This is a genomic window from Streptomyces sp. NPDC033180 (assembly GCF_055577645.1).
In genome coordinates this window covers 282,461-295,460 of the sequence record NZ_JBVIPU010000005.1, presented here as the reverse complement: position 1 = coordinate 295,460, position 13,000 = coordinate 282,461, and the positions used below count along the sequence as shown (strand labels likewise).

Here is a 13,000-nt window from a genome sequence, read left to right as displayed (position 1 = left end):
CCGCCACACGGCGCCGGAAGCGATCATTCCGACTGAAATCCGGCGTCTGACCTGCTGGTCCGGGCCAATCCTCGCCTTTCTGCCGCCTCCGGATGACCTTGTGAAGGCCTCGTGCAGACTGGCCGAATGCGTATCGAACTCGCCACCGAGCCCGGGGACCCCGCACGCCCCAACGAGGACTATGCCGCGGTGATTCTTCCCGCAGCCGGACAAGGCGGATCGCTCGTCCTTCTGGATGGGGTGACTCCGCCCGCGGGGGATGACGGCTGTCTGCATTCCGTCCCTTGGTTCACGGCACGCCTCGGGGGCGCACTGGGGGAACTGTCCGTTTCACGGCGGGATATGACGCTCTCCGAGATCCTCGCGGCGGCGATCGTGCGCACCGCGGAGGCCCATTGTCAAACTTGTGACCTTTCTCACCCGCGCACGCCTCAGGCGACCGTGATTCTGGTGCGTTGGGACGAGGAGCAGGTCGAGCACCTCGTCCTGTCCGACTCGGCGCTCCTGATGGCGGGCCCGGACGGTCTGGTCACGCCGGTGCTCGACGAGCGCCTCGCGCAACTGCCGCCGGGAATCCGCGCGATGCGCGACGCGGTGCGCGCGCTGCCGCGCGGCTCCGCCGAGCGCGAGGAGGCGGGCCGCGCGTACGGCGCCGCCGTCGAGGCCCTGCGGAACGCGGAGGACGGCTTCTTCACCGCGGCCGCGGACCCCTCGGCGGCAACGCGCGCGATCACCGGCGCCTGGCCGCGCGCCGAAGTGACGGCGGTGGCGGCCCTGACGGACGGGGTCGGCCGCTGGGTCGAGACGTTCCGGCAGGGCGACTGGGCCGAGTGCTTCGCGCTGCTGCGGAAGGACGGTCCGCAGCGCCTGGTGGACCGGGTGCGGGAGTTGGAGCGCGCGGACCCTGAGGGCACGGGCTTCCCGCGCGGTAAGCGGCATGACGACGCGGCTGTGGTGTACGCGGAGTTGTAGTCCGCCGAGTAACGGGTGGACGGGCGGGAAGAAATCCGCCGCGAAGCGGCGGTTCAGGGTGCCCCCTCAGCCCTCAGGGGACTCGTTCAGCTGCCGCAGCAGGCGGGCAAGCTCCGCCACCTCCGTACGGTCCCATCCGGCCAGCTTCCGCACATACCGCTCCCGCCGCCCCGCCCGCACCGTACGGAACCGGGCGCCGCCCTCCTCCGTGAGGTGCACCAACCACGCCCGGCCGTCGGCGGGGTCGGGCTCGCGGGCGACGAGCCCGAGCTCCTCGAGGGCACGCAGCTGGCGGCTCATCGTCGCCTTGCCGACGCCGATGTACGCGGCGAGTTCCGTGGCCCGCTGCGGGCCGGAGTCGTCGAGGCAGACCAGGAGTCCGTACGCGGCGGGCTCCAGATCGGGGTGGACCTGACGCGCCATCTCCCCGGATGAGGCACGCGCCCGGCGCAGGAGCAGCGTCAACTCGCGCTCCAGGGAGAGGAACTCACGGTCGACACCCCTGCGCACGTCGACCCCGCTGCTCACGTCGACTCCACCGCCGTTCACGTCGACCTCACCGCCGTTCACGTCGACTCCACCGTCTTTCTCGCCCTCGTGCACTTCAGCACCCATGGCACGCTTTCTTTCCGGATCAGAGAAGTTTCCGCCCCGCACGGCGGCAGACACCCGCGTCGGCCCATCGCCGCAGCTCGACCAGTATTTCGTAACGCTCCGACGGGCCACGACGAGCACACCGCCGCAGGAGTAGACCAACGGCAGACACCGGCTCCCCTTCCCAGCCGCGGGTCTACGTGCGTAGCGTCGTACATGACATGTTCACACCACGACATGTCGACAGGTCCCCCCACGAGCTCCATCGAGCTCACCCGAGGCCTACGGAGGCACGCACATGCCCGTGCACAGACCCGGAACGCCCCGCCGCTCCCGCTGGTCAGCGGCCGCGGTCCTGCTCTCAGTCCTCTCCGCCCTCTCCCTCCTCCTCACTCTGCCCGGCGCCGCACAGGCCGCCGACGGCGACGACGCACCGGCCCGCGGCTCCGCCCGCATGGGCCAGGGCGTCATCGAGCACGACGGGCAGGGCAGTCTGCCGCCCGGTGGCGACGCCGTACAGACCGAAGGCGTCGACGTCAGCAGCCACCAGGGCAACGTCGCCTGGGCGACGCTCTGGAACAGCGGCGTGAAGTGGTCCTACGTGAAGGCCACCGAGGGCACGTACTACAAGAACCCGTACTTCGCCCAGCAGTACAACGGTTCGTACAACGTGGGCATGATCCGCGGCGCCTACCACTTCGCCACGCCCGACACGACGAGCGGCGCCACCCAGGCCAACTACTTCGTGGACAACGGCGGCGGCTGGTCCCGCGACGGCAGGACACTGCCGGGCGCGCTGGACATCGAGTGGAATCCGTACGGGGCGGCCTGCTTCGGCAAGTCACAGTCCGCGATGGTCACCTGGATCCGTGACTTCCTGAACCAGTACAAGGCACGCACCGGCCGGCACGCGGTGATCTACACGGCCACCAGCTGGTGGAAGCAGTGCACCGGCAACTACGGCGGCTTCGCGGCCAACAACCCGCTGTGGATCGCGCGTTACAACACATCGCCGGGTGAGCTGCCCGCCGGGTGGGGCTTCCACACGATGTGGCAGTACACCTCGACGGGCCCGACGGTCGGGGACCACAACAAGTTCAACGGCGCCCTGGACAGGGTGCGGGCGCTCGCCAACGGCTGAGCACGCCGCTCTCGGCACGCGGGCCCGGGACCCCTCGAGGGGTCCCGGGCCCGCGCTGACCGGCCTCCTCCGTCACGCGGCGGCCGGAACCCTCACCTCGGCCTCGGTCAGGGCCAGTTCGAGCACCTGACGGACATCCGTCACCGGGTGCACGTCCAGCTTCTGCAGGATCTCCGCGGGGACGTCGTCCAGGTCGGCCTCGTTCCGCTTCGGGATGATCACCGTGGTGATCCCGGCCCGGTGCGCGGCGAGCAGCTTCTGCTTGACGCCACCGATCGGCAGGACGCGCCCGGTCAGCGAGACCTCACCGGTCATGGCCACATCCGTACGGACGAGACGGCCACTCAGCAGCGACGCGAGGGCGGTCGTCATGGTGACGCCCGCGCTCGGCCCGTCCTTGGGGACCGCGCCCGCCGGGAAGTGGATGTGCACGCCGCGTTCCTTCAGGTCGGCGACGGGCAGCTCCAGTTCGGCGCCGCGCGAGCGCAGGAAGGAGAGCGCGATCTGCGCGGACTCCTTCATCACGTCGCCGAGCTGACCGGTCAGGGTGAGGCCGGCGGCGCCGGTCTCCGGATCGGCGAGCGACGCCTCCACGAAGAGGACGTCACCGCCCGCGCCGGTGACCGCGAGCCCGGTCGCCACGCCCGGCACCGCCGTGCGCCGCTCGGCCGGGTCCTGCGCGGACTCGGGGACGTGGTGCGGGCGCCCGATGAGGCCGCGCAGATCGTCGTCGCCGACGGTGAACGGCAGCTCCCGCTCGCCCAGTTCGTGCTGCGCCGCGACCTTGCGGAGCAGCCGCGCCACGGACCGCTCCAGGTTCCGTACGCCCGCTTCCCGGGTGTACTCCCCCGCGAGCTTGCGCAGCGCGCTCTCGTCCAGGGTCACCTCGTCCGTCTCCAGGCCTGCCCGCTCCAGCTGGCGCGGGAGCAGGTGGTCGCGGGCGATGACGACCTTCTCGTCCTCGGTGTACCCGTCGAGCCTGACCAGCTCCATGCGGTCCAGCAGCGCTTCGGGGATGGATTCGAGGACGTTCGCCGTCGCCAGGAAGACGACGTCGCTCAGGTCTAGCTCGACCTCCAGGTAGTGGTCGCGGAACGTGTGGTTCTGCGCCGGGTCGAGGACTTCGAGGAGGGCGGCGGCCGGGTCACCGCGGTAGTCGGAGCCCACCTTGTCGATCTCGTCGAGGAGCACGACCGGGTTCATGGACCCGGCCTCCTTGATGGCCCGCACGATCCGTCCTGGCAGCGCGCCGACGTACGTACGACGGTGTCCGCGGATCTCCGCCTCGTCGCGTACGCCGCCGAGCGCGACCCGCACGAACTTGCGGCCCATGGCATGCGCGACGGACTCTCCGAGGCTCGTCTTGCCGACGCCGGGCGGGCCCACCAGGGCGAGCACCGCGCCGCCGCGACGGCCGCCCACGACCCCGAGGCCGCGGTCGGAGCGCCGCTTGCGCACCGCGAGGTACTCGGTGATGCGCTCCTTCACGTCCTCAAGGCCCGCGTGCTCGGCGTCGAGGACGTTCTGGGCGCCCTTGATGTCGTACTCGTCCTCGGTGCGTTCGTTCCAGGGCAGTTCGAGGACGGTGTCGAGCCAGGTCCTGATCCAGGAGCCCTCGGGCGACTGGTCGCTGGACCGCTCCAGCTTGTCGACCTCCTTGAGGGCGGCCTCGCGGACGTGCTCGGGGAGGTCGGCGGCCTCGACGCGGGTGCGGTAGTCGTCGGACTCCTCTGCTGCGTCGTTGCTGTCGCCGTTGATCTCGCGCAGCTCCTTGCGCACGGCGTCGAGCTGGCGGCGAAGGAGGAACTCGCGCTGCTGCTTGTCCACGCCTTCCTGGACGTCCTTGGCGATGGACTCGGCCACGTCCTGCTCGGCGAGGTGCTCGCGCAGCTGCTCGGTGGCGAGCTTCAGGCGGGCGGCCGGGTCGTCGGTCTCCAGGAGTTCGATCTTCTGCTGGGTGGAGAGGAAGGGGGAGTATCCGGAGTTGTCGGCGAGCGCGGAGACATCGTCGATCTGCGTGACACGGTCGACGACCTGCCAGGCCCCGCGCTTCTTCAGCCAGCTGGTGGCGAGCGCCTTGTACTCCTTGACCAGCTCGGCGACGGCACCGGGGAGGGGGTCGGGGACGGTCTCGTCGACCTTGAGCCCCTCCACCCAGAGCGCGGCGCCCGGCCCGGTCGTCCCTGCGCCGATGTGCACGCGGCCACGGCCGCGGATCAGGGCGCCGGGGTCACCGTCGGAGAGGCGGCCGACCTGCTCGACGGTGCCGAGGACGCCGGTCGCGGCGTACGTCCCGTCGATGCGCGGAACAAGAAGGACCTGCGGCTTGCTGCTCCCAGTGGAGCGTGCGGCCGCCTGGGCCGCCTCCACCGCGGCGCGCACCTCGGTGTCGGACAGGTCGAACGGAACCACCATGCCGGGCAGGACAACCTCGTCGTCGAGCGGCAGCACGGGCAACGCGAGCGGTGTGGTGGCCTTTGACTCAGCGGACTCAGCAGACATGATCTCCCCTTCGGCATTCAAGTTGAGCTATGTGGACTCAATGCTCGTGAGTCCTTGAATGTTCCCCAAAGGGTGTTCGCTGTGAGCGATCACTGCGACACGTGCGGGAATGCGAATGCCAGGGGCTCTCCGCCCTCAGGCGGGTCGGCGCCACCGCCGCACCAGCGGCCACGTGGCGACGCCGAGCGACAGCGCGAGCAGGTGGCCCCAGTTCGTCATCGGGTCCGTGAACGCGATCAGGTCGTCGATCAGCATTCCGCCGAACCCGGCGAGCACCAGCCACCGCAGCCACGGCCTGAAAAGACCGGCCAGCGCGCCGACGCTCGCCGCGACACCGAAGCTGATGCCGTAGTCGAGACGGTGCAGTGAGCTGTCGGGCAGATGGCCCGCGAGGACCGAGAGGCCGACCGGGACCTCGGTCGCGAGGGTGGCCACGACATGCCCGAGCAGGAAGACGCCCGCCGTCCGCAGCGCGCCGATGCGGCGCTCCAGAGCCGTGAGGACGAGCAGGAAGCCGATCGCGTACGGCGACGCGATGCCGCCCGCGATCCACAGCGCGCTGGCCACCAGGACGAGCAGGGGCTCCTGCGCCAGGTGCGCGACATCCGTGCTGGAGTGCCGGTGCAGGGCCGAGATGAGGGACGGGTCCGCGTACGAGGTCAGGAGTGACGTCACGGCGAGGACCGCCGCATAGCCGAACGTGAAGGGCGTACCCGTGGGGGTCGGGAGGAGACGAAGGAGGCGCGGGCGACGGCCGGGCGCGGTCGCCTCGAAGGCGGTCGACTCAGACGCGGTCGACCCGGACGCGGTCGACCCGGACGCGGTCGACTCGGGCGCGCGGGGCCGTTGCCGCGGGATGCCGTCCAGGCCGGGCGGGGCGCTCTTGTCGGGTGGGGCACTCCCGTCGGGCGCCGTGGGGGCGGCCGACACGCTCAGATCCAAGGTGAGACGCTCCTTCCGTCATGTCCACCCTTTGCCGATCTTTCCGGCGGTGTCTATGACCCGTGCCACGGCCCGGGACACGTGAGACGCAAATCACAGCAACCCGAAAGGCCGTCTTCGCGTCCCCCTCGAGCCGCACCTCCACCGGTCATACCCTGGCCGCCATGCACCCCCACACCACCGCCCCCGTCGTGATCGACAGGCGTGAGGGCCCGTACGGCGAAGTCGTCCTGCGGCGCCATGGTGCGCTGCTGCAGATCATCGCCAACGGCTGTTTCCTCATGGACACTTCGGACGGCCGCTCGGAGCGGCTGCTCGTCGACGCGGCGTACGACGCGCTGGACGGCCCCCGGGACCCCGCCCTGCTCATCGGCGGCCTGGGAGTCGGCTTCTCCCTCGCCCACGCGGCGGCCGACCCGCGCTGGGGCCGCATCACGGTCGTGGAGCGCGAGCAGGCCATCATCGACTGGCACTGCTCGGGGGCGGACGCCCCGCTTGCCCGGCTGTCCGGCGCCGCGCTCGCCGATCCGCGCACAGAGATTCTGCACACAGACCTCGTGGCCCACGTCCTGGGCGCCGACGCCTGTGACGGCACCCCGAAAACGTACGACGCGCTCTGTCTCGACATCGACAACGGCCCGGACTGGACGGTGACGGAGGACAACAACTCCCTCTACTCGCCTGCCGGTCTGGCTGCCTGTCAGGCCCGCCTCAAGCCCGGTGGTGTGCTCGCCGTGTGGTCCGCCCAGCCCTCGTCCACTTTCGACTTCGCTCTACGGAATGCCGGGTTCCAGTCGGTACGGACGGAAGAGATCCCCGTTGCCCGAGGCGTACCCGACGTGGTTCATCTCGGCGTAAGGGCTGCGTAGCCGAGGTGCCTTCGCGACCCGTACTCTGCTGACCGAACACAAGCGATCAGTGTCAGGGGCGGGCGATGGAGCAGACACACACCTCCCACAACGGCGCGACGGCGGCGATGCCCGGCGCCCAGCGCCGGGTTCTGGTGGTCGAGGACGACCCGACGATCGTCGACGCCATCGCCGCCCGGCTACGCGCCGAGGGTTTCGTAGTGCAAACGGCGGGAGACGGCCCGTCGGCGGTCGACACCGCGCAGGCCTGGCAGCCCGATCTGCTGATCCTGGACATCATGCTGCCGGGCTTCGATGGCCTGGAAGTGTGCCGTCGGGTGCAGGCCCAGCGGCCGGTTCCGGTCCTCATGCTGACGGCACGCGACGACGAGACGGACATGCTGGTCGGGCTCGGCGTCGGCGCCGACGACTACATGACCAAGCCGTTCTCCATGCGGGAGCTCGCGGCCCGCGTGCACGTCCTGCTGCGCAGGGTCGAGCGGGCCGCCCTGGCCGCCACCACCCCGCGCAGCGGCATCCTGCGGCTCGGCGAGCTGGAGATCGACCACGCTCAGCGGCGCGTCAGGGTCCGCAGCGAGGACGTGCACCTGACGCCTACGGAGTTCGACCTCCTGGTCTGCCTGGCCAACACCCCGCGTGCGGTCCTCTCCCGCGAGCAGCTGCTCGCCGAGGTGTGGGACTGGGCGGACGCGTCCGGCACCCGGACCGTCGACAGCCACATCAAGGCGCTGCGCCGGAAGATCGGCGCCGAACGGATCCGTACGGTGCACGGCGTCGGGTACGCCCTGGAGACCCCGACCCCCTGAGGTGACCGTTCCGATGACAGGTCCCTTCGGCGGGCTGCGGCCGTTCTCCATCAAGACCAAGCTCGGCACCCTGGTGGTCGTCTCGGTCTTCATCACCACGGGTCTGCTGATGGTGGCGATGAAAACGGAGACGGAGCTGCGCTTCATCACCGTCTTCTCGGTGATCGCCACGCTGCTGATCACGCAGTTCGTGGCGCACAGCCTCACCGCGCCCCTGGACGAGATGAACTCCGTGGCGCGCGCCGTCTCGCACGGCGACTACACGCGCCGGGTGCGCGGCGCCGACCGCCGCGACGAGCTGGGCGACGTGGCCACCACGATCAACCGCATGGCGGACGACCTGGAGGCCCAGGACCAGCAGCGCAAGGAACTGGTCGCCAACGTCTCGCACGAGCTGCGCACCCCCATCGCGGCGCTGCGCGCGGTCCTGGAGAACGTCGTCGACGGAGTCTCCGCCGCCGACCCGGAGACCATGCGTACGGCCCTGAAGCAGACGGAGCGGCTCGGGCGTCTTGTGGAGACGCTGCTCGACCTCTCCCGCCTGGACAACGGCGTCGTACCGCTGCACGCCCGCCGCTTCGAGGTGTGGCCCTATCTGTCGGGCGTCCTGAAGGAGGCCAACATGGTGGCCTCCGCGCGCGCGGGCATCGCGTCGGGCTCCGGCAGCCACACGCGTACGGACGTGCATCTGCACCTGGACGTCACGCCGCCCGAGCTGACCGCGCACGCGGACGCGGAGCGGCTGCACCAGGTCGTGGCCAACCTCATCGACAACGCGGTCAAGCACAGCCCGCCGCACGGCCGCGTCACCGTGCGCGCCCGGCGCGGCCTCTACCCCGAGTCCCTGGACCTGGAGGTCCTGGACGAGGGCCCCGGCATCCCGAAGTCGGAGTGGCACCGGGTCTTCGAGCGCTTCAACCGCGGCAGCCACGCCAACACGCCTCCGTCGGGCCCCGGCAGCGACGGCGGCACCGGGCTCGGGCTCGCCATCGCGCGCTGGGCGGTCGATCTGCACGGCGGGCACATCGGTGTGGCTGAATCCCCTCGCGGCTGCCGCATCCAGGTCACTCTTCCGGGCCTGCCCGAAGTGCGAAGTTGACGTAGGGTTCGAAACGGAAGCGATTCGCGGGCGCATCGGAAGCGCGCCCGGGTGACGCCACCGCGCAGGGCACGGCCCGCGCGGCCATCCTGCGTTCCGGAACCTCGCTTGTTTCCCGCCATTCAAGCCGCCGAAACCATCCGCCCAATGTGACTTACGCGACGGATGACGGGGCCGGTCTGCAACTGGCGGCAATGGAGGCGTAGCCTTGATTCCCGCTGTCCATCACCTTGTGAAGCGGAAGAGGGCGGTTACCGCCGTGTCGTCACAGTCCCCCAGTAGCTCGAGCATCTCGACCGACCAAGACGGTCAGGGCAAGGACCCTGCTGCTGCCTTCGGTCCCAATGAGTGGCTCGTCGACGAGATCTATCAGCAGTACCTCCAGGACCCGAATTCGGTCGACCGAGCCTGGTGGGACTTCTTCGCCGACTACAAGCCAGGAGCGGGCGCCTCACCTGCCGCCGCCCCGGCCAAGCCGGCGGGTGACGCAGCCGCGGGGGCTGCGGCCACCACGTCCCCCGCAGCTCCTGCCGCACCCGCCGCCGCTGCGGCTGCTCCCGCGAAGCCCGCGTCTGTCGCGCCCGCAGCTCCGGCTGCGAAGCCCGCGGCGGCCGCTCCGGCCCCCGCCGCCAAGCCCGCGGCCGCGGCCGCGAAGCCCGCCGCCAAGGCGGAGCCCGCGACGGAGGCTCCGGCAGGGCCCGAGTACGTGACGCTGCGCGGCCCCGCCGCCGCCGTTGCGAAGAACATGAACGCCTCCGTGGAGGTCCCGACGGCGACGTCGGTCCGCGCGGTCCCGGTGAAGCTGCTCTTCGACAACCGCATCGTCATCAACAACCACCTCAAGCGCGCCCGCGGCGGGAAGATCTCCTTCACGCACCTCATCGGGTACGCGATGGTGCAGGCCATCAAGGCCATGCCGTCGATGAACTACTCCTTCGTGCAGAAGGACGGCAAGCCCACGCTGGTCAAGCCGGAGCACGTGAACTTCGGCCTCGCCATCGACCTCGTGAAGCCGAACGGCGACCGCCAGCTGGTCGTCGCGGGCATCAAGAAGGCCGAAACGCTGAACTTCTTCGAGTTCTGGCAGGCCTACGAGGACATCGTCCGCCGCGCACGCGACGGCAAGCTCGGCATGGACGACTTCACCGGCGTCACGGTCTCGCTGACCAACCCCGGCGGCCTCGGCACCGTCCACTCGGTCCCCCGCCTGATGCCCGGACAGTCGGTCATCATGGGCGTCGGCTCGATGGACTACCCCGCGGAGTTCCAGGGCACCTCCCAGGACACCCTGAACAAGCTCGGCATCTCGAAGGTCATGACGCTCACGTCGACCTACGACCACCGGGTGATCCAGGGCGCCGCATCCGGCGAGTTCCTGCGCATCGTCGCGAACCTCCTCCTCGGCGAGCAGGAGTTCTACGACGAGATCTTCAAGGCCCTTCGCATTCCCTACGAGCCGGTCCGCTGGCTCAAGGACATCGACGCCTCGCACGACGACGACGTCACGAAGGCCGCCCGCGTCTTCGAGCTGATCCACTCCTACCGCGTCCGCGGCCACGTCATGGCCGACACGGACCCGCTGGAGTACAAGCAGCGCAAGCACCCCGACCTGGACATCACCGAGCACGGCCTCACCCTGTGGGACCTGGAGCGGGAGTTCGCGGTCGGCGGCTTCGCCGGCAAGTCGATGATGAAGCTGCGCGACGTCCTCGGCGTCCTGCGCGACTCGTACTGCCGCACCACCGGCATCGAGTTCATGCACATCCAGGACCCGAAGCAGCGCAAGTGGCTCCAGGACCGCATCGAGCGCACGCACGCGTCGAAGCCGGAGCGCGAGGAGCAGCTGCGCATCCTGCGCAGGCTGAACGCCGCCGAGGCCTTCGAGACGTTCCTGCAGACGAAGTACGTCGGCCAGAAGCGCTTCTCCCTGGAGGGCGGCGAGTCCGTCATCCCGCTGCTGGACGCCGTCATCGACAGCGCCGCGGAGTCCCGCCTGGACGAGGTCGTCATCGGCATGGCCCACCGCGGCCGCCTGAACGTCCTCGCGAACATCGTGGGCAAGTCGTACGCCCAGATCTTCCGCGAGTTCGAGGGCAACATGGACCCCAAGTCCATGCACGGCTCCGGCGACGTGAAGTACCACCTGGGCGCCGAGGGCACCTTCACCGGCCTGGACGGCGAGCAGATCAAGGTCTCGCTCGCGGCGAACCCGTCCCACCTGGAGACGGTCGACCCGATCATCGAGGGCATCACCCGCGCCAAGCAGGACGTCATCAACAAGGGCGGCACGGACTTCACGGTCCTGCCCGTCGCCCTGCACGGTGACGCGGCCTTCGCGGGCCAGGGTGTGGTCGCCGAGACGCTCAACATGTCGCAGCTGCGCGGCTACCGCACGGGCGGCACGGTCCACATCGTCATCAACAACCAGGTCGGCTTCACCGCCGCCCCGGAGTCGTCGCGCTCCTCCATGTACGCCACGGACGTGGCCCGCATGATCGAGGCGCCGATCTTCCACGTGAACGGCGACGACCCCGAGGCCGTCGTGCGCATCGCGCGGCTCGCCTTCGAGTTCCGCCAGGCGTTCAACAAGGACGTCGTGATCGACCTCATCTGCTACCGCCGCCGCGGTCACAACGAGTCGGACAACCCGGCGTTCACGCAGCCGCTGATGTACGACCTGATCGACAAGAAGCGCTCGGTGCGCAAGCTCTACACCGAGTCCCTCATCGGTCGCGGCGACATCACCCTGGAAGAGGCCGAGCAGGCCCTGCAGGACTTCCAGGGGCAGCTGGAGAAGGTCTTCACGGAGGTCCGCGAGGCCATCTCGCAGCCCGCCGAGGCCGAGGTCCCGGCCCCGGAGGCCGAGTTCCCGGTGAACGTCGACACCTCGATCACCCAGGAAGTCGTCAAGCGGATCGCCGAGTCCCAGGTCAACATCCCCGACCGGGTCACCGTCCACCCGCGTCTGCTGCCGCAGCTGCAGCGCCGCATGTCGATGGTCGAGGAAGGCACGATCGACTGGGGCATGGGCGAGACCCTCGCCATCGGCTCGCTGCTCCTGGAGGGCACGCCGGTCCGTCTGTCGGGCCAGGACTCGCGTCGTGGCACGTTCGGTCAGCGTCACGCGGTCCTCATCGACCGTGAGACGGGCGAGGACTTCACGCCGCTCCTGTACCTCTCCGAGGACCAGGCCCGCTACAACGTCTACGACTCACTGCTCTCCGAGTACGCGGTGATGGGCTTCGAGTACGGCTACTCGCTGGCCCGTCCCGAGTCCCTCGTCATGTGGGAAGCGCAGTTCGGTGACTTCGTCAACGGCGCGCAGACGGTGGTGGACGAGTACATCTCGGCCGCCGAGCAGAAGTGGAACCAGCACTCCGGCGTCACGCTGCTCCTTCCGCACGGCTACGAGGGCCAGGGACCGGACCACAGTTCCGCCCGCATCGAGCGCTTCCTCCAGCTGTGCGCGCAGAACAACATGACGGTCGCGATGCCGACCCTCCCGTCGAACTACTTCCACCTCCTGCGGTGGCAGGTGCACAACCCGCACCACAAGCCGCTGGTGGTCTTCACCCCGAAGTCGATGCTGCGCCTCAAGGCGGCGGCCTCGAAGACGGAGGAGTTCACCACGGGTGGCTTCCGCCCGGTCATCGGCGACGACACGGTCGACGCGTCGGCGGTCCGCAAGGTCGTCTTCTGCGCCGGCAAGCTGTACTACGACCTCGAGGCCGAGCGGAAGAAGCGCGGCGACACGGGCACCGCGATCATCCGCATCGAGCGTCTGTACCCGCTGCCGGGTGCCGAGCTCCAGGCGGAGATCGCCAAGTACCCGAACGCCGAGAAGTACCTGTGGGCGCAGGAGGAGCCGGCGAACCAGGGCGCGTGGCCCTTCATCGCCCTCAACCTCATCGACCACCTGGACCTGGCGGTCGGCGCGGACATCCCGCACGGCGAGCGCCTGCGCCGCATCTCGCGGCCGCACGGCTCGTCCCCGGCGGTCGGCTCGAAGAAGCGCCACGAGCAGGAGCAGGAGCAGCTGCTGCGCGAGGTCTTCGAGGCGTAGGCAGGCGTTTGC

At 69.8% G+C, this 13,000-nt stretch carries 9 protein-coding genes; 6 read left to right on the top strand and 3 right to left on the bottom strand.

What is annotated here, in order from left to right; translation table 11 throughout:
- Nucleotides 1-126 precede the first annotated feature (126 nt).
- On the top strand, nucleotides 127-972 hold the full coding sequence (locus tag ACZ5WE_RS17875) for a hypothetical protein (RefSeq protein ID WP_467688987.1): 846 nt from the start codon (nucleotides 127-129) through the stop codon (nucleotides 970-972).
- A gap of 66 nt (nucleotides 973-1,038) precedes the next feature.
- Here ACZ5WE_RS17875 and ACZ5WE_RS17870 read toward each other — a convergent pair whose 3' ends face one another.
- Nucleotides 1,039-1,587 (bottom strand): MarR family winged helix-turn-helix transcriptional regulator, encoded by a 549-nt coding sequence (locus ACZ5WE_RS17870; protein WP_467688985.1) that lies wholly within the window; start codon nucleotides 1,585-1,587, stop codon nucleotides 1,039-1,041.
- A 277-nt stretch (nucleotides 1,588-1,864) separates the two neighbouring features.
- On the opposite strand from ACZ5WE_RS17870, the gene ACZ5WE_RS17865 reads away from it, so the two are divergent.
- Complete coding sequence (locus tag ACZ5WE_RS17865; RefSeq protein WP_467688983.1) at nucleotides 1,865-2,707, top strand: lysozyme; 843 nt, start codon at nucleotides 1,865-1,867, stop codon at nucleotides 2,705-2,707.
- A gap of 72 nt (nucleotides 2,708-2,779) precedes the next feature.
- On the opposite strand, the gene lon is transcribed toward ACZ5WE_RS17865, so the two are convergent.
- Both lon and ACZ5WE_RS17855 read right to left on the bottom strand, forming a co-directional pair.
- On the bottom strand, nucleotides 2,780-5,209 hold the full coding sequence (lon, locus tag ACZ5WE_RS17860; protein ID WP_467688982.1) for an endopeptidase La: 2,430 nt from the start codon (nucleotides 5,207-5,209) through the stop codon (nucleotides 2,780-2,782).
- 135 nt (nucleotides 5,210-5,344) lie between these two features.
- On the bottom strand, nucleotides 5,345-6,151 hold the full coding sequence (locus tag ACZ5WE_RS17855; RefSeq protein ID WP_467688980.1) for a rhomboid-like protein: 807 nt from the start codon (nucleotides 6,149-6,151) through the stop codon (nucleotides 5,345-5,347).
- A 164-nt stretch (nucleotides 6,152-6,315) separates the two neighbouring features.
- Between ACZ5WE_RS17855 and ACZ5WE_RS17850 the strand changes: the two genes are divergently transcribed.
- From ACZ5WE_RS17850 to ACZ5WE_RS17835, 4 genes are all read left to right on the top strand, one after another.
- Nucleotides 6,316-7,020, top strand: a complete 705-nt coding sequence (locus ACZ5WE_RS17850; protein WP_467688978.1) for a spermidine synthase family protein — start codon at nucleotides 6,316-6,318, stop codon at nucleotides 7,018-7,020.
- A 65-nt stretch (nucleotides 7,021-7,085) separates the two neighbouring features.
- Nucleotides 7,086-7,826, top strand: coding sequence for a response regulator transcription factor (locus tag ACZ5WE_RS17845; RefSeq protein WP_055555160.1), 741 nt, complete (start codon nucleotides 7,086-7,088; stop codon nucleotides 7,824-7,826).
- 13 nt (nucleotides 7,827-7,839) lie between these two features.
- Nucleotides 7,840-8,925, top strand: a complete 1,086-nt coding sequence (locus ACZ5WE_RS17840) for a sensor histidine kinase (RefSeq protein ID WP_399394861.1) — start codon at nucleotides 7,840-7,842, stop codon at nucleotides 8,923-8,925.
- Between the two features lie 259 nt (nucleotides 8,926-9,184).
- On the top strand, nucleotides 9,185-12,988 hold the full coding sequence (locus tag ACZ5WE_RS17835) for a multifunctional oxoglutarate decarboxylase/oxoglutarate dehydrogenase thiamine pyrophosphate-binding subunit/dihydrolipoyllysine-residue succinyltransferase subunit (RefSeq protein ID WP_467688975.1): 3,804 nt from the start codon (nucleotides 9,185-9,187) through the stop codon (nucleotides 12,986-12,988).
- The last annotated feature ends 12 nt before the right edge of the window (nucleotides 12,989-13,000 follow it).